The sequence below is a fragment of the Aliterella atlantica CENA595 genome (assembly GCF_000952155.1).
Lineage (GTDB): Bacteria > Cyanobacteriota > Cyanobacteriia > Cyanobacteriales > Chroococcidiopsidaceae > Aliterella > Aliterella atlantica.
Window position 1 is genome coordinate 213,196 of the sequence record NZ_JYON01000003.1, and the last position, 17,638, is coordinate 230,833.

15 protein-coding genes are annotated in these 17,638 nt (G+C 42.7%); 6 read left to right on the plus strand and 9 right to left on the minus strand.

Annotation, left to right across the window (positions count from 1 at the left end):
* Positions 1-6 precede the first annotated feature (6 nt).
* Positions 7-1,935 (plus strand): N-acetylmuramoyl-L-alanine amidase, encoded by a 1,929-nt coding sequence (locus UH38_RS04915; protein ID WP_045053502.1) that lies wholly within the window; start codon positions 7-9, stop codon positions 1,933-1,935.
* Between the two features lie 41 nt (positions 1,936-1,976).
* Positions 1,977-2,792 carry a glutamate racemase gene (murI, locus tag UH38_RS04920; protein WP_045053589.1) on the plus strand — a complete coding sequence of 272 codons (816 nt, stop codon included), beginning with the start codon at positions 1,977-1,979 and terminating at the stop codon, positions 2,790-2,792.
* Between the two features lie 135 nt (positions 2,793-2,927).
* Here the strand turns inward: murI and UH38_RS04925 are convergent, their stop codons facing one another.
* On the minus strand, positions 2,928-3,872 hold the full coding sequence (locus UH38_RS04925) for a glycosyltransferase family 2 protein (protein WP_045053503.1): 945 nt from the start codon (positions 3,870-3,872) through the stop codon (positions 2,928-2,930).
* A 94-nt stretch (positions 3,873-3,966) separates the two neighbouring features.
* A complete protein-coding gene (locus UH38_RS04930; RefSeq protein WP_045053504.1) occupies positions 3,967-5,136 on the minus strand; it encodes a glycosyltransferase family 4 protein in 1,170 nt (389 codons plus the stop codon).
* A 452-nt stretch (positions 5,137-5,588) separates the two neighbouring features.
* On the opposite strand from UH38_RS04930, the gene UH38_RS04935 reads away from it, so the two are divergent.
* The 3 genes from UH38_RS04935 to UH38_RS04945 all read left to right on the plus strand — a co-directional run bounded on the left by UH38_RS04935 (position 5,589) and on the right by UH38_RS04945 (position 8,748).
* Positions 5,589-6,578, plus strand: a complete 990-nt coding sequence (locus tag UH38_RS04935) for an NAD-dependent epimerase (RefSeq protein ID WP_045053505.1) — start codon at positions 5,589-5,591, stop codon at positions 6,576-6,578.
* Positions 6,579-6,664: 86 nt separating this feature from the next.
* Entirely contained in the window at positions 6,665-7,750 is a 1,086-nt protein-coding gene (locus UH38_RS04940; RefSeq protein WP_045053506.1) for a tocopherol cyclase family protein, read from the plus strand.
* Between the two features lie 395 nt (positions 7,751-8,145).
* Entirely contained in the window at positions 8,146-8,748 is a 603-nt protein-coding gene (locus UH38_RS04945; RefSeq protein ID WP_082065304.1) for a YdcF family protein, read from the plus strand.
* On the opposite strand, the gene UH38_RS04950 is transcribed toward UH38_RS04945, so the two are convergent.
* From UH38_RS04950 to plsX, 6 genes are all read right to left on the minus strand, one after another.
* The gene (locus tag UH38_RS04950) at positions 8,749-9,042 is read right to left on the minus strand and encodes a DUF2288 domain-containing protein (protein ID WP_045053507.1); all 294 of its coding nucleotides are present in this window, start codon (positions 9,040-9,042) and stop codon (positions 8,749-8,751) included.
* Between the two features lie 234 nt (positions 9,043-9,276).
* Positions 9,277-10,314: an AI-2E family transporter gene (locus tag UH38_RS04955; protein WP_045053508.1), complete on the minus strand. Its 1,038-nt coding sequence runs from the start codon at positions 10,312-10,314 to the stop codon at positions 9,277-9,279.
* 102 nt (positions 10,315-10,416) lie between these two features.
* Positions 10,417-11,055, minus strand: coding sequence for a lysophospholipid acyltransferase family protein (locus UH38_RS04960; protein ID WP_045053509.1), 639 nt, complete (start codon positions 11,053-11,055; stop codon positions 10,417-10,419).
* A gap of 50 nt (positions 11,056-11,105) precedes the next feature.
* The gene (gene fabD, locus UH38_RS04965) at positions 11,106-11,987 is read right to left on the minus strand and encodes an ACP S-malonyltransferase (RefSeq protein ID WP_045053591.1); all 882 of its coding nucleotides are present in this window, start codon (positions 11,985-11,987) and stop codon (positions 11,106-11,108) included.
* Positions 11,988-12,084: 97 nt separating this feature from the next.
* Complete coding sequence (locus UH38_RS04970; RefSeq protein ID WP_045053510.1) at positions 12,085-13,077, minus strand: beta-ketoacyl-ACP synthase III; 993 nt, start codon at positions 13,075-13,077, stop codon at positions 12,085-12,087.
* 59 nt (positions 13,078-13,136) lie between these two features.
* Positions 13,137-14,186 carry a phosphate acyltransferase PlsX gene (plsX, locus tag UH38_RS04975; RefSeq protein WP_045053511.1) on the minus strand — a complete coding sequence of 350 codons (1,050 nt, stop codon included), beginning with the start codon at positions 14,184-14,186 and terminating at the stop codon, positions 13,137-13,139.
* Between the two features lie 225 nt (positions 14,187-14,411).
* Between plsX and UH38_RS04980 the strand changes: the two genes are divergently transcribed.
* Entirely contained in the window at positions 14,412-15,722 is a 1,311-nt protein-coding gene (locus UH38_RS04980; protein ID WP_045053512.1) for a D-alanyl-D-alanine carboxypeptidase, read from the plus strand.
* Between the two features lie 86 nt (positions 15,723-15,808).
* On the opposite strand, the gene UH38_RS04985 is transcribed toward UH38_RS04980, so the two are convergent.
* Positions 15,809-17,428 carry a Na+/H+ antiporter gene (locus tag UH38_RS04985; RefSeq protein ID WP_045053513.1) on the minus strand — a complete coding sequence of 540 codons (1,620 nt, stop codon included), beginning with the start codon at positions 17,426-17,428 and terminating at the stop codon, positions 15,809-15,811.
* Positions 17,429-17,638: the final 210 nt, after the last annotated feature.

A 17,638-nucleotide genomic window follows, 5' to 3' on the forward strand; every position in this document is an offset into this window, starting at 1 on the left:
AAAATTGTGAAATTTCACTGGCTACTACCCAGTATTTTAAGTGTTTTTGTCTTATCCTCTGCGGCTGAGGCTGCAAAGCTAAAATCTTGGCGTTTTGATGCTGGTCAAAATCAGTTGTATTTCAAAACTGAAGGTGGAGTTCAACCTCAAGCCAAGTTAATTTTTAACCCAACTCGCTTAGTCATTGACTTACCAGGAACGACTTTAGAGCGCTCGACTGTAAAGCAAGAATATAGTGGGGCGATTCGTAGTATTCGTGTAGGACAATTTGAAGAAGGTACAACTCGTGTAGTTGTAGAAATTAGCCCAGGTTATCAACTCGATCCTCAGCAAGTTAAAGTCCGAGGTACTTCGCCAACTTACTGGATAGTTAAGATACCTAAGCCGCAAAAAATAGCTTCTAATCCACCAGCACCTAGTAGTAACCGTCCGTTATCTCGTTCTTTGAGCCAAGCTAGTACGCCCTCTAGTCCCAGAAAATTATTTTCAGTTGTCACCACCAATAGCAGCTTACAAAATAAAAGACCGATTTTAAGTAGAAATACAGTTAGTAGATCGGAAACTGGGCTGCAAATTCAAAACGTGACAGTTACAGCTGACGGCTTGTTCGTGCGTACTCGCGGGAAGGGAAATCCGCAAGTTAATGTTAATCGCAGCCGCGATCGCGACACAATCAATGTAGACTTCAAAGGGGCGACGCTATCAAATCTAGCGCCAGCAAATATTAGCGTCAATCGTCTCGGTATCAATAATATTCAGCTAAATCAAGTGCAGTCTTCGCCGCCTGTAGTGCGAATGACGATGCAAGTAAGAGCAAATAGCCCCGATTGGCAAGCATCATTTAGTCGCTTTGGTGGCTATACAGTTCTGCCTTTAGGCAGAACTAGCGTTGTTGCTACTAACAATCGTACCAACGACGATCCAGATGTATTTATTTCTAGTTCTTCTACCAAACAGTCGGCTAATGTAGCAACTATTGAGGCGGTAGAACTAAATGGCGATCGCAATCAACTACTGATTAGAACCGACCAAAGCTTGACTTATACTAGCGGTTGGGACCGATCTTCGGGAATGTATCGCATCACTTTTGCTGATGCCCAGTTATCGCGCTCAGTTAAAGGACCAAATTTAGATAGTGACGATCCTTTACTGCGGGTGCGAGTACAGCAGCCAACTCCCCGCACCGTGATAGTTTCAGTTTTACCAGCAGCGGGAGTGCGCTTAGGAGAACTCAACCAACCTTCTCCAGAACTATTTGCCCTGCAATTGCAGCGTTCGACTATCGTTTCAGCACCGCCGATTCCGCCACAAAAGCAGCCTGAAGTAGTTACTATCCCGACAATTGAACCGCCACCGACTCCAGCAGCTTCGCCCAAACCGCGCCGCGTCGGACAAGGGCGAATTGTTGTAGTTATCGATCCAGGACATGGCGGTAAAGATCCTGGGGCAATTGGGTTGAGGGGATTGCAAGAAAAAAACGTAATTCTGCCGATATCCAAAAAAATTGCCGATATTTTGGAGAAAAAAGGCATCCAAGTAGTAATGACTAGAGATAGCGATTACTTTGTCGATTTAGCGCCGCGAGTAGAAATTGCAGACCGCGCTAATGCAAATTTGTTTGTCAGCATTCATGCTAACTCTATGCCAGCAAATAGGACTGATGTAAATGGCTTAGAGACTTATTACTATAGCAGCGGTCAAGGTCTGGCGCGGGCAATTCATAGTAGCGTACTCCAAGATATTAATATCCGCGATCGCCGCGTGCGAAAAGCCAGGTTCTACGTACTGCGAAAAAGCTCTATGCCTTCAGTTTTAGTCGAAGTTGGTTTTGTGACAGGTGCAGTTGATTCTCCTCGTTTAGGAACTGCTGCATATCAAAATCAAATGGCAGAAGCGATCGCTCGTGGTATCCTGCAGTACATCCAACAACGTTAATCTTTTAGCCTGTGTCTCAATCTTTTGCATCTTCTAGTACATTGTCCAACCCACCTATTGCTAAATCGCCTTCAGCTTGTATTGGCGTTTTTGATAGCGGTGTGGGCGGGTTGACTGTCCTCAACCAGCTTTATCAGCAATTGCCAAACGAATCAATTATTTATTTTGGCGATACAGCGCGAGTCCCTTACGGTACGCGCTCTCCTGCGGAAATTTTGCAGTTTGGGCGGGAAATAATTAGCTGGATGTTACAGCAACAGGCAAAGATGGTAATTATGGCTTGCAATACCAGTTCTGCAATTGTTTTAGATATCGTACAAGCTGAATTTCCGATGCCGATTGTCGGTACAATTGCCCCAGGAGCGATCGCTGCGACTAAACTAGGTCGCCGGATTGGAGTAATTGCAACTCCAGCTACAGCGGCTAGCAATGCCTACAAACGGGCAATTTTAGCGGTCGATCCTAGTGTTGAAGTTTGGCAAGTAGGTTGTCCTGAGTTTGTCCCTTTAATCGAACAAAACCGGATTTACGACCCCTATACAACTGAGGTTGCTAAAGGCTATTTGGAGCCATTATTAGAGCGAAACATCGATACTTTAGTATATGGTTGCACCCATTACCCGCATCTTGCACCTATATTGCGAAGTCTTTTGCCACCTACAGTACAGTTACTAGATCCTGCTTTTGCAGTGGTAGAAACTGCTGGCGACTGGCTCAAATTTTTGGGATTGGCAAACCCTCAGCCCTCTTTACCCACTCGTTTTTGTGTCAGCGGTTGTCCCCAAGACTTTGCTCAATCTGCCCGTCAATGGTTAAACTGCATACCCTCAGTAGAGAAAGTCTGTTTAACCCCATAAAAGTGCTACGCGTAGCTTAAAAGGAAAAAAGAAAAGTACACATCACTCTTACACTAATTTGCTCTACCGCAGCACTGAATACTTAGGTAAAGACATTAGGCATACTTGCTCGAAATTCACGATTTGTAGCGATTTCTACTGCATAGCATTTTGTAGTTGCTGCATAAAGCTGCTAACTTTTCGATAACTTTTAGAATCTAGCCTACTTTTGATTGCCGTTAGCAACAGCAACCTGAGACAACTTTTTGAGAATGCTAACTGTGGATAGTAAGCTAGTGCTTGATGGGAGTAGGATTTAGCACCTGGGTAATCTTTGTTTTCTAAAGCTCTCCAACCTATGTAAAGATAAGAACGCCCATAGGATTGCTTTTTAAGATATAATAATTCGGCAGGTAAAGAGACAAACATCTTCTCAATTAATTTGTGAAAATCTGGTGTCATCTCTTGCGACTTTTTAGACACATTTTTAGTATGCTGGCGATAGCTAACTAAACATTCTTCTATCAGCCCAAAATTGTATCGTGCAGCAATGCGCGTCCACATTTCCCAGTCTTCACCAAATTGTAAATTTGGATCGAATAAGCCAACGGTTGCAAAGCAATCGCGACGCACCATCGGTACGCTACCACATGATATTAGACATTGCTCGATCATTTGTTGCCAAATATTTTTTGATTTAAACCGCAGCTTTGCTTCTGACAAAAAATCCCCTTTTTCATTAACAAGAGTTACCCAAGTAGAAACTAACCCTACCGCTGGATGAGTGTCTAAAAACTCTACTTGTTTTGCTAATTTTGTTTGTTCCCATGAATCGTCAGCATCCAAAAAGGCAATGTATTCTCCTTGTGCATTACTAATTCCTGTATTGCGAGCTACTGATACACCTTTGTTGGTTTGAGAAATTATTTTGACTCTTCTATCTACTAAAGATTTAGCCCATTGCAGTATGTTATCGGAACTACCATCGTTGATAATTAATACTTCAAAATCTGTGAAAGTTTGTGCTAAAACACTTGCTAAAGCAGTTGGCAAGTAAGCCATTGCATTATATGCAGGAATAATTACAGAAATTTTTGTCATAAAAACCTCATAAGACTTTATCTACCAATACTTGCGAGTTTTAAAATAGTAACTGTGCAAATTGCAGGTTAGTCAAATTTCACTAATAAACAAACTACAATATGTCTTTAATAACCTGTCTTCCTGTTTCTCCAGCTACCGCCCAATTTAAGCGAGTTTGATATTCATGGAATGATGAGTAAGCTAACTTTTTGTAGTCACTATAATTATCAATCGCTGCACTAATGTAACTGCAATAGTCTGAAATAGTAGATTTGAGCGCAAAAGTTTTGCCGTTCAAATTATCTCTAATCAAAGTAGGAATCCCACCTACTTGAGTCGATATACAAGGAAGTCCAAAAGAGTTAGCCTCACAAAACACGTGAGGAGAAAAGTCCGCTCTCGATGGTAATATTAAAAAATGAGACTCGCTAAATAATTTATTTATTTGTGCTGCACCTTCGCGGGTATTCTTGTTAATAAAACCTAGGTTTTTTACATATCTAGGTAAGCTTCCATCGATTGCAGGTTCGCAACCAACTACGGTTAATTCTGTTTTTATACCGCTTTCATTCAAGTTTTTGGCTACCTCAAAAGCTATATCTCCTCCTTTCCTAAACCAGTCTACGCCAATAAATAATAACTTACAGCGATCGCTAGCTTTGGATTCTACTATTGCCTGAATATCATCGCTATTTCTGTGATTATCTAAATTTGCTCCCCAAGGAATTACTCTAATTTTTGCCGGATCTATTCCGTAGGTTTCAATAGTATTTTGAGCAGCCCATTGAGATAAAAATATAATTAATTTACATTTATCTAGGGCAAGTTTCTCCATCTCATAGAGATGTTTAGTAGTTTCATCAGATAAATTATTTAACCAAGCATATAAATTGACTGATGCTGATAGCGGTGCGTCTGTCCATAAAACTATAGGCTGTTCGCAGTTAAGATGAGCTATAGGTAGAGTATTTTCTGGACATAAAACTACATCTGAATTAGATTTAGCAATTTTTTGAGAAATCCGCTTGCCGTATTCTTCGAGAACTGATGGCTCTAGAAAATAGAAATAATCTTTTTTGAACAGTTGGCGATTAAAATGCCATTTGAGTTTATGAATTAGAGATGGAGAATTGTAGTTTATTGGTCCAATGTATTCTAAAGGAACAAGTTGAGATTCTAGAGTTTTAGCTAGGTGATAACCTGCGCCATACAATCCTACTTTTTTCTTTGTCCACTGCGAAGAATCTAAAACGTCATAACTCGTAAGATAAGCAATTTTCATGAACTATGTACTAAATTTTCATTCAGTTAAGCGAGTGTTCTCAATTAATTATAAAAAATGATTTAATAACAAAAATATGTAATAACGATTATTATTTAAAATGAATTAAATACAATCTCACTTTTTGGCATGAGAAATGCTAGTAAAAACATAGACATAAGGTACTGGTATATGAATTACACACTTATTAGAGCTTACGAGCTATTAATAATACAATGATGAATATTTAGTTAAATTTATTCCAACAGTTAGAGATTGAACAATTTATAGGAAAATATAAAGAAAGTTCAAGAAAAGCAATATTTTAAGTAAAAAGTTTAGATAGATTTGATTTATATTTAGATAATTAAGCAGCAAGATTCCCGATCGAGGCAAATACTTGAGCTTGGTTTCAATACATGAAGCGTAAAAAGTAGCACACAGCTTGCAGACCTTAGCAGAGGCGATCGCAAATGAATGTATTAGTTACAGGAGTAGCTGGATTTATCGGCTATCACTTAGCAGAGCGTTTGTTAGCAGAGGGTATAAATGTTTATGGAATTGACAACCTCAATAACTACTACGATGTCAGCTTGAAGAAAGATAGACTCGCTCAACTCCAGCCCCAGCCTAAGTTTACGTTTCAATTACTTGACTTATTCGATCGCCAAGGGCTAAGTTACTTATTCCAAGAGCAGAACTTTGATTGTGTCGTCAATTTAGCCGCGCAAGCAGGCGTGCGTTACTCAATTGAAAATCCCTTTGCGTACGTAGATAGCAACCTTGTAGGCTTTGTCAACTTATTAGAGGCTTGTCGTCAGCATCAAACCAAGCACTTAGTATTTGCCTCTTCTAGTTCAGTTTACGGAGCTAATACCAAAGTCCCTTTTGCTACCAGCGATAACGTAGATCGCCCAGTCTCTTTGTATGCTGCAACTAAAAAAGCCAACGAACTAATCGCTCATACATACAGTCACTTATACAAATTGCCAATTACAGGACTGCGCTTTTTTACAGTTTATGGTCCTTGGGGTAGACCAGATATGGCTTACTTCAAATTTGTGCAGGCGATCGCTCAAGATAAACCTATTGATGTTTACAATTTTGGGAAGATGAAGCGCGACTTTACCTACATTGATGACGTAGTTGAAGGTGTATTTCGGGTCATGTCTAAGCCTCCTCAAACCAGCCTCGATCCTACAGCAAATACTGCTCCCTACAAAATTTATAACATTGGCAACAACCAGCCAGTAGAGTTAATGGAGTTTATCGCAGTTATTGAAAAAGCTCTTGGTAAAACAGCAATCAAAAATTTACTACCAATGCAGCCTGGCGATGTTCCTGCTACCTATGCGGATGTAGATGATTTGATCCAAGATGTAGGATTTAAGCCGACTACATCAATAGAAGAAGGGCTAGGACGCTTTGTTAAGTGGTATCAAGAGTATTACGCAAAAAAATAAGAATGCCACTGTAATTTTGTGTACTGAGGATGAATTAGGCTAGAAGCGATCGCTCACAATAGAAAGAGCAGCTAAAACAAGTTTTCATGGTTAGTATTCCCAAAAATCTCCAAACTCCTCATAGTGGCTATCAGTGGGATGGTAGCAGTCGCCGCTTTTTTGAAGGTTGGTATTATCGCGTCACTTTGCCTCAAATCGGTCAAACTTTTGCTTTCATGTACTCAATAGAAGACCCGATTGACAATAAACCCCACAGCGGAGGCGCAGCCCAAGTTCTGGGCATTGATGACGAGTATCTCTGGCGCACTTTTCCTGATGTCAAACGCTTCTTTGCTAGTCCCCAGAAGCTAGAGTTTGGTCATTGGGGCAAAACAAATTTATCTACTCAACCGCAGTGGTTGCAACCAGCAGAATTTGACCGTGATATATTAGAAGGCTATCAAGCCTCGGCTACCTTAAATCAAGGTAAAATTAACGATCCTGGGGGTATGGGCGCTTGCAGTTGGCAGTACGAAATTCAGCCTATATACGGTTGGGGAAGTAGTAATAAGCCTCAGCAATCTACCGCAGGTTTGCTGTCATCTTTACCAATTTTTGAACCAGGTTGGCAAATTTTGATGGCTCACGGCTTGGCAACAGGCTGGATAGATTGGCGGGGAAAACGCTATGAATTTACTAACGCCCCCGCTTACGGCGAGAAAAATTGGGGCGGTGCTTTTCCGCAAAAGTGGTTTTGGCTAAATTGCAATAGTTTTGATGACGAACCAGATTTAGCATTAACAGCAGGCGGTGGTAGGCGCGGCGTGTTGTGGTGGATGGAATCTGTAGCAATGATTGGCTTGCACTACGAAGGCAAATTTTACGAGTTTGTCCCCTGGAACTCCCGTGTTAGCTGGAATATTGAGCCTTGGGGTAAATGGCAAATGCAAGCAACTAATTCTGAGTTTGAGATTAGTTTAACTGGTACAACTAATTTGCCTGGTACTCCTTTGCGTGCGCCGACAGAAAATGGATTAATGTTTGTTTGCCAAGATACAATGCGAGGACAACTTAGCTTAGAATTGCGATCGCGCCATCAAGGTAAATCAAATGTAATTCTTAGCGCCCATAGTTCGCTATGCGGATTAGAGACAGGCGGAAGTAATTGGGAAGGCGCATGGTTATCGAGTTAAAAGTTATGTTCTAGCTGAGTAATGCTAGGATAATAACTGTTTGATAACTGGGGCTGTAGCTCAGTTGGATAGAGCGAGCGCCTCCTGAAATATCGGGCATCATAGAGGAAACTTTATGTATGAATGCGATCAAAGTCGGTGAACCCTAAAAAGCAAAAACTTTATGGGAATACCGAGCCAAGCCTAAAATTGATTTGTAGATCGAACTACAGAATTATTTCAGGAAGGTGTAGAGACTAAACGGTTGCCACCTAAAGGTTAAAAACCTATGGTGAAGATATAGTCCAGAGAGTGGGGAAACTCACACAAATCTGAAGCGCTAGGTCGTGCGTTCGAGACGCACCAGTCCCGTCCAATGCCTGTTAATCTAGATTATCGTGCCATAGCGCGAGATTATGTTACGAAGCAGGCAAAATCGCAAATCTACCAAAAAACGACGCTCCCAGGGCAAATTCTCTCGGTGGATAATTGTCCTAGCTGTGCCAGTTTTTTTCTGGTTGGGCTATAAACAAGTGAGAGGCTTAGAACAACCTCAAGCTGTATTAGTATTAGGCGGCTCGTCAGTAGATTTAGAGCGAGAGCGTTTTGCTGCTAAGTTAGCGCTGGAACATCATAATTTGCCAATTTGGGTTTCTTCGGGTAGCACCAACAAAAATTACGTTACGCGGGTTTTTACCAACGCCGGAATTAACCCCAGTCGCTTGTATTTAGATTTTCAAGCAGTAGATACAGTAACAAACTTCACTACCCTTGTAGATGATTTTCAAGCGCGGGGAATTACTAAAGTGTACTTGGTTACATCCCAAGAGCATATGCGCCGCGCTCAAATTGTTGGTGAAATCGTTTTTGGTAGCAGAGGGATAGACTTTGAACCTGTAATAGTGCCAAGTAAGCGATCGCCCGAACCCTTAAGAAAAGCTTTGCGTGATGGCGCTAGAGCCTTGCTGTGGGTAGTTACCGGGCATACAGGTTCAACTTTTGCCAAAGACAAAAAATAGCTAGCTTGCAGGCTCTTGGACGAGGACAAAAGGTTGGACAATCAGGGTATTAAACCGCCTTTGGCGATCGCCATTCCAATCACTTAACTGATTTTGCGAAGGTTTTTGAATTAGTTGTTCGCTAATCCAATGCTGCACTGACGGTACGTTATCGCTAGCTAGCGCTACACCTACATCAAGCAAATCTAACTCATTTGCTACCACTAACACGCTATCGCGTTGGACATGAGGAATTAGCCATTCCCATTCTGCTTCGTCCAGATTTTCGGCTAAGTCTGCTCTAATATCTGCCATATTTTATTATTTGTATTCAATAACTTTATTCTAGATTTGTTTGCCAGCTATGCGATCGGCGAAATTGTAACTAGAAACTAACGTGTAACATGAAAATTGAACTGTCGCCAAAAACATACAACTTAAATAACTTAAGAAATTAGTACCCTATAGCTCAATAACTGGTAATTGTTACCCCATTACTGAAATCAAGGGTTTGAAATTACGAATTACGAATTACGAATTACGAATTATTTAGGCTTCTGCTTTCATCTCGTCTATTTCAAATAAACTAACTAATACTCCTGCAATAGGAATAGAAATAAATACGCCTAACAATCCTGCTATTTTCGCTCCTACTAATAAAGCAAAAAACACTACTACTGGATTGAGATTGAGGGAATCTTGCATGACTCTAGGCGAAATTAAATTATCTTGAATTTGTTGGAGTACAATGCAAGCAATCAATACTTGTGCTGCTAAAAAAACGTTTTGAGATAGGACAACTAGAGTAACTATACTAATTCCTAATGTAGCCCCAATTCCAGGGACAGCGTCAAAAATAGCAACTATTAAAGCTAAAACTAGAGGAAAAGGTACTCGCAATATCAAAAAGACTAAAAAGCTAGTTGTTGACAAAAATATCATCAGCAATAATTGCCCTTTAAAAAAACCAAGAAACTTGCGCTTTACAACTGCATTTAATCTATTGCGTAATTGTCTTGGTACAGCCTTCAGGGCTAGATTCCATAACCTTTCACCATCTAGCAACATAAATAAAGCGACAACAGCAATCAATATTAGCGTTACTAAATTAGCTAGAAATATTTGCAACGTTGCCAAACCAGAACCAATCAACCCCAAAGCTTGCGTGCGTAATTGTTCTTCAATTCCCTCTAAGTTTACCTGCAAATTTCTCGTCCGCAGAAAGTCTTCTATTTGTCCAACTACAGGTGCTAAAGAATTTAGAAACGCAGTAACACTATCAATTAATTGTTGTCCTTGATATAAAATAGCTAAACCTACGGTAGCTGTAAGCCCACATAAAATCAGAATGCTAGATAGGAAAACTATAGCAACAGCTAAACCGTGAGGTAAAAAACGACGCAACCAGCGTACAGGAAAGCTAAGTAAAAAAGCGAGAATCGCTGCTGAGGTAAAAATTACAATAACTGTTTCAAAATAGGCTAAAAGGGTAACTGCAGCCCAGCCAGACAGAAATAGTAATAAAAAGCGAACTAAAGCTAAATTATTTAATTTATCCCAAAAATCTTTATTAGATAATTCATTCATGTCCGCTCTCGTCAAACATTTATATGCCTAAAGGTATGACTAAATTAGACGCGATCGCTACTCTATCGCTACTCTCGCGCGGTATATTTTCCCTAACTACATTTAACGCCCTAAATCGTGGAGTTCTTTAATTGCTAAGGCACATTTTTGCGTCACAGCTTGCAATTCCAGCTTATCTGTAGAACTAGGCGCAGCGATCGCTTCACCAATCCTAACTGTAACGGGGACAGAATGAGGAATAGGCGAACCTCTATGCAAAATTCCTTGAGTTCCCCACAAACTAACTGGTAAGATGGACGCTTGCGCCTTAGCAGCAATCAGCGCTGCACCGAGTTTAGGTTCGGTAATGCGTCCGTCTGGGGTGCGAGTACCTTCTAAAAATAATCCCGTAGCCCAACCATTATCTAAAGACTTCAGCGCCGAACGGATAGCGCTACGGTCTGCTGCACCTCTACTTACTGGATAAGCACCATACAATTGAATTGCTTTACCCAAAATAGGAATATCAAAAAGTTCCTCCTTTGCCATATAAGCCACAGGGCGACGTAAAGCACAAGAAAGAATCGGCGAGTCGAAGTGACTAGCATGATTGCTGACAACTACCAATGGTCCGCGCTTGGGGACATTTTCCACCCCATAAATGCGCCCTCGCAGGTAAAGATGCAGCGTAGGGCTAACAACTGACCATTTAAATAGGTGATAAAGAAACAGACTAATTGCTGGTTCGCGGCTTTTGCCCATTTGGGAATAGGTTTGAGTTTTGAGTTGGATTTTTAGTAGGTTTAAGTTGCTTAGTTGGGTAGGTTTTCGATAGTGCTGATGTTTTCTAGGGCGATGTTGGGGCAGGTACGTTTGATTAGACCTGTTAGCACTGTCCCAGGACCGATTTCTACTACTTTTTCGATACCTTCAGATGGTAAACGCTCGCAGATTTCGCGCCAGCGGACGGAACCTGTCATTTGCCCGATGAGACGCGCTTTTAGTACCTCTCCCTCTGTAGAGGGTTCGGGGTCTACGTTAGATAGTACCGGAATTTGAGCTTGAGCAAATTGGACAATTTCTAAAACTGCCTCAAATTGAGTTGCAGCTTGAGCCATTAAGGGCGAGTGAAATGCACCCGATACATTTAAAGGCACAGCCTTTTTTGCTTTTACTTTAGATAATATTGCTTCTACCGCTTCTGGAGTGCCAGAAATGACTACTTGAGCCGAACTATTGTCATTGGCTAGGACAACATCAGGAGTTTGAGCAATTTGCTCGTTTAATTGTTCGCGGTTAAAACCAATTAGTGCTGCCATCATGCCACCAGCAGCGCTATCCATCAATTCGGCTCTGTGCTTGACTAAACGCAACCCTGTCAGCCAATCAAATACACCAGCAACGTAGAGGGCTGTATATTCTCCCAAACTGTGTCCGGCGACTAAGTCGGGCTGACTTGAGCGATCGCGCGTTGCATCAGCTAATATACTCTCTACTACATACAAACAAGGCTGCGTATATACAGTACGAGATATTTTATCTTCTTGGCTTTGGCAAATTTCCGGCACAGACCAGCCCAAAACATCCTCAGCTTGGGCAAGCTTGTCTTGGGCTGCACTCAAAGTAAATAAATCGCTGCCCATCCCCACTGCTTGCGAACCTTGCCCTGGAAATACCCACGCTGTTTTAGTCATTGATTGGTTTTTAATTGTTAAAGTCAAATTTTATTTATCCGCCCGTGTAGAGACTTAGCACTGCTATATGAAGTGGAGACGTAGCACTGCTACGTCTCTACACACCCCATTGAAAAATTACTGCCCCCCAGGTTAAACCCGCACCGAATCCTGATGCAGCAATAATATCGCCATTTTTGATTTGACCAGTACGCACTACATCATCCAAGGCTAAGGGAATAGAGGCGGCGGAGGTATTGCCGTACTTAGCGAGATTGCTAATAATTTTATGACTGGGAATATTCATGCGATCGGCGACAGCATCGAGAATCCTTTGATTTGCTTGATGTAGGAGCAACCAATCGATCGCATCTACGCTCAAGTTCGCTCTAAATAAGGCTTTGTCAATGACTTCTGGAACTTTTTGGACGGCAAAGCGATAGATTTCTTTACCGTTCATGGTAATTGGTTGAAAATTCCCCTTCCCTACAGCCACACCAGGCATTAATTGTTGCGATTGAGGACTGTAGGATAAGTTAAGGGAGCTATTTTGCGTGCCGTCGCTTCTAATTTCAAAACCTAGCAAGCGATCGCTTTGATGCGCTTGCAGGACTACTGCTCCCGCACCATCGCCAAACAAAACGCAGGTACGCCTGTCTTGCCAATCTACCCAGCGAGACAAAACATCTGCGCCAATTAACACTACATTTTGATAAACGCCTGTTCTAATATATTGGGCAGCAGTAACTAGCCCAAATATAAATCCAGAGCAAGCCGCTGTTAGGTCAAAGGCAACTGCATTGATTGCTCCTAGTTGAGTTTGAATTTGACAAGCACTGCCAAATAAATCGTCGCTGGTAGAAGTTGCCAAGATAATTAAATCTACATCTAGGGGGCTAATCCCAGCCATTGCGATCGCCTCTTTTGCTGCGGAAGTTGCGATCGCGCTCAGTGACTCTGATGCTTGGGCTAGTCGCCTTTGGCGAATTCCCGTCCGCGAAGCTATCCACTCGTCAGAGGTTTCGACTAGCTGGCTGAGTGTCTCATTGTCCAAGCAAGTGCTTGGTGCTGCCGAGCCACTTCCTGTAATTGCTACACCTAAATTTTGCAAAATAATTCTCCCAACGTGAGGGGCAAACTAGATATCAGGCGATTAATTAAGTTCATTCCTCAATCATCGCTATTTGCTTCACTACTACCAATTGCCGATTGTCGATTGTTGCGTTCTTGTGACTGGATGCGCTCCAATACTTGATGGTCAATTGCTTCTTTTGCCATCCGAATTGCGTTAAAAATTGAAGGCGCTTGCGAACTACCATGACTGATAATGCAAATTCCCGCAACTCCTAATAACAACCCGCCACCATGTTCGGCATGGTCTACACGCTGCTTGATCCGTCTGAGGTTAGGCTTTAGGATTGCCGTACCAAGTTGACCGTGTAAGCCTTGAGGAAGTTCTTCTCGCAAAATTTGCAACATCACCTCGCCCACTGCTTCAGCAAACTTCAACAGCACGTTGCCTGTAAAACCGTCGCAAACAATCACATCGAAACGACCAGAAAGCACGTCGCGCCCTTCAGCATTGCCAATAAAGGCGACTCTAGGATTTTTTTCTAGCATTTCGTGGACGCGAATTGATAGGTCGTTCCCTTTACAAGGTTCTTCCCCAATATTCAACAATCCAACTTTTGGCTCGGAAATTCCTAGCACGTACTGACTGTAAACGCTTCCCATCACAGCGAACTGATCTAAAAATTTGGGGCGACAGTCAACATTTGCACCAACATCCAGAATTAACACTGGTTTACTAGCAATTGTGGGCAGTACCGCACCAATAGCTGGGCGATCGATGCCTTTGATTCGTCCCAAGCGCAACAGCGCTGCTGCCATTGCCGCGCCTGAATGCCCTGCCGATACTACAGCGTCGGCTTGCTGGCGCTTGACTAAATCCATTGCTACGTTGATCGAAGCTTTGGGCTTGCGCTTGATCGCACCCAAAGGCTCCTCATGCATTTCAATTGTCCCTTCGGCAGGTACAATTTCTATTTGCCCTAAATTAGGCTGCGGCGGGAGGGCAGCTTGGATCTGCTGGGGGTCGCCCACCAGCAATATATCTACCCCTAATTCTTCTTTTGCTCGCAGCGCCCCTGTAATAATCTCGGCGGGGGCATGATCCCCACCCATGGCATCAATTGCGATCCGTGCGCGAGTAGCTCCCATTGATTAAAGTTGTAGAAACCTTCAAAATTTTACCAGATGCTTTCCAACATACTTGCAATCTTACTTTGAATTAGCTAGAGATTGGCAAACAAAATTGCCCGAAGTTGCGGTAATTTTAGTCAATAACGCTGTGTAATACGCTCTTTAGAGCCTGGAATTTTTTTTAGGGCGCTAAACTGTGATTGATTTATAGCGAGAAAACTACTTGCAAAAGAGGCATAAACCATGCTGCAGTTATTTGGTTCGGGGTTGCTTTCCTTGTGGCTGGATATGGCTGGGGTGAAAAGTCCAAAGTTCGATCCTATAGAAGCTCTATCATTGCAAAGCAGCCCTAGTCTAGTCCTCGCTCCCGATCGCACGCCTGTGGGGGCGACGGTGGTACAGCAGTACATTGAGCAATTAAAAGCTGCAGGGCGAGTAGAGGCAAATCAGGGAGTATGGATACAGTCAGGACCGATTTTGCTGGCAAATCATCAGGGAACAGTGCCTTTGCCCGCTGCTTCGCTCACTAAAATTGCTACGTCTTTAGCTGCTTTAAAAACATGGGGACCAGAGTATCAGTTTCAAACGCTAGTTAGCGCTACAGGTCCGATAAAAAATGGCGTATTGCAAGGAGATTTAGTCATTCAAGCTGGGGGCGATCCTTTTTTTGTATGGGAAGAAGCGATCGCTCTTGGTAACAGTTTGCAAGCAATGGGTATTAGCCGCGTTACGGGCAATTTGATTGTCAGTGGCAACTTTGTCATGAATTACAAATTCAACCCTATAGCATCGGGGGAGTTGCTCAAGCAAGCTTTAAATGCCGCTAATTGGTCGCAATTAATAGAAAATCAATATTTAACTTTGCCTCAAGGTACGCCGCGCCCGCAAGTTGCGATCGCAGGTTCGGTACAACTAGCAACTATAAATAACCCCAAACAAATTTTACTTTTGCGTCATCGCTCTTTGCCGCTAGCACAAATTCTTAAGGAAATGAATGTCTATAGCAACAACGAGATGGCGGAAATGCTAGCTTACAATCTAGGTGGGGTGCAGGTAGTACGAAGCAAAGCAGCGACTACAGCAGGAGTGCCAATCGCCGAAATTGAGTTAGTCAATGGTTCGGGCTTGGGGATGGGAAATCGCATTTCTCCGAGGGCAGCGTGTGCGATGTTGATGGCAATTCAACGGCAATTGTCACCTTACCAGTTAACTGTTGCTGACTTATTTCCCGTATCGGGACGCGATCGTCGAGGGACGTTACTAACTCGTCAAATTCCCTTACATACAGTAATTAAGACTGGTACGCTTAATGAAGTTAGTGCTTTAGCAGGAGTTATGCCTACGCGCGATCGCGGTTTGGTGTGGTTTGCCGCAATTAACGGGGGATCGGATATCGAACGCTTCCGCCAAGGACAAGATCGGCTGTTGCAAAATCTATTGCAGCAATTGCAAGTCGCCCCTAATCTTCCGGCTGCTATAACTCCTAGTTCGCTGCAAGATACTCCTGCACCTTTAGGGGCGGCTAGTCGCAATGAGATTATGTACAAAGGCTAATGCTGGAAAGCGCTCGTGCTGGTGCTTCCTGCGATCAAACAGACTTTACTTGCGATCGTTTTCCTTTGCTTGCGGGTAAAATCTCCTTAATCAGTGTCCAATTCTTGTAAACCGTTGTTCCGAGTTCTAAATTCTTCCACGTCAATTAATGAAAGATATTTCCTAATTAACTCTTCGTCAAACTCGGCACGGCGATTCATTTTATTAAGCAAATCTCGTCGTCGCTCCAGCATTTCTAGGTAAATGGAGCGATAGCCTTTTAATGAATTTTGCCAAGCAAAATCTGATTCTTCAAGTTGCCGATTGAAAAACCTCAGTTCGATTTCGAGCTTCGAGAACAGATTATCCAAGTATTCATTTCGCGATCGCTCTTGGCTGTATTTTTCTTCTAGGAATCGCAGCGAAGCCAGCGCTAATTTTTTTTGAATAATTATCTCCTGCTTTTGTTCGGGGATGATAGTGAATCTATCTTTGAGTTTCACTTTGCGGATCAGCAAAGGAAGCGTTAATCCTTGAAAAACCAGGGTCACTAGAATGACGATAAAAGTGATAAACAAAATCAGGTTGCGATAGGGAAACGGCTGTCCTTCTTGAGTGAGTATCGGGACGGAAAGTGCGGAGGCAAGCGATACCACGCCGCGCATTCCCGCCCAACCGAAAATCAGCGGACCTCTCCATCCTGGATTAGGATCTGACACGGCGATAAAGCGGCTCATGAATCTCATCAAAACAGAAGTTCCTAACGTGCAAAGCAGCCGCGTCACGATCAGCACCAAAGAGATAATTAATCCATACCAAATAGCACTACCTAAACTAATGTCTCCAAGCTGCCGGATGACAAACGGCAATTCGAGTCCGATGAGCAAAAAAATCAACCCGTTAAAGACAAAGACCAGATTATTCCATACATTTAACCCTTCAATCCGGCTTTGGTAACTAAGCATACTATTGCGCTTGCTGGATAAGAAGAGTCCACCACTGACGACCGCTAGCACGCCCGAATAATGAAAGTGTTCGGCAAAATAATACATACAGTAGGGCGTAATCAGTGTTAAAACGATTTCTATGCTGGACGTTGTAGGTAATAAACGATGAATGCCGTAGAAAATCAACCCCACAAACAGTCCGATTGATATTCCCATTAAAATAACGAGAATGAAGTTGACTTCTGCTTCCTGAAGATGGAACTGTCCTGTGAGGACTGCCGCCAAAGCAAAGCGAAACACGATCAGCGACGAGGCATCGTTAAGCAGGCTTTCGCCTTCAATAATGCTGACCAGCGATTTCGGCACGTTTACCTGCTGCATGATAGTTGTTGCGGAAACAGCATCAGGTGGTGAGATAATGCCACCCAAGAGAAAGCCCAGCGCTAAAGTAAAACCTGGAATCAGCGCACTTGAGACAAAGGCGATCGCGCACGAAGTTAAGATGACGATGGGAAAAGCAAAACTGATGATTATCCCTTTCCATTTCCAGAACTCTTTCCACGAGACTTGCCATGCTGCTTCATAGAGCAGGGGTGGAAGAAAAACCAGGAAAACCAGTTCTCGATTGATGGTGATATTTGAAAACGGAGCAATGAAACTAAGCGCGAGTCCGCCCAATACAAGCACAATTGGGTAAGCCAGTTGCAGCTTATTGGCGATCGCGACCAGCCCAAGAACGATTAAGATGATGTAAATATATTGAATGAAAATGCCTTGCATGAAGTGAATGTTGCAGAAAAGAGTAACATCTCTAACGACCTCCTACTCTCCTTTATATTAGGTGAGCCAGGTTATTTAAAGTCTTACCTTTGCTCGCTTCCCGACGATCGATTGCGGCATAAACACTGGGGACACTATCGAGATTGACGGTTAAATCGAGAACCGCAGAGGCATTGATTCTACTCGATAAGCTCAATCACTGTTCGGTTG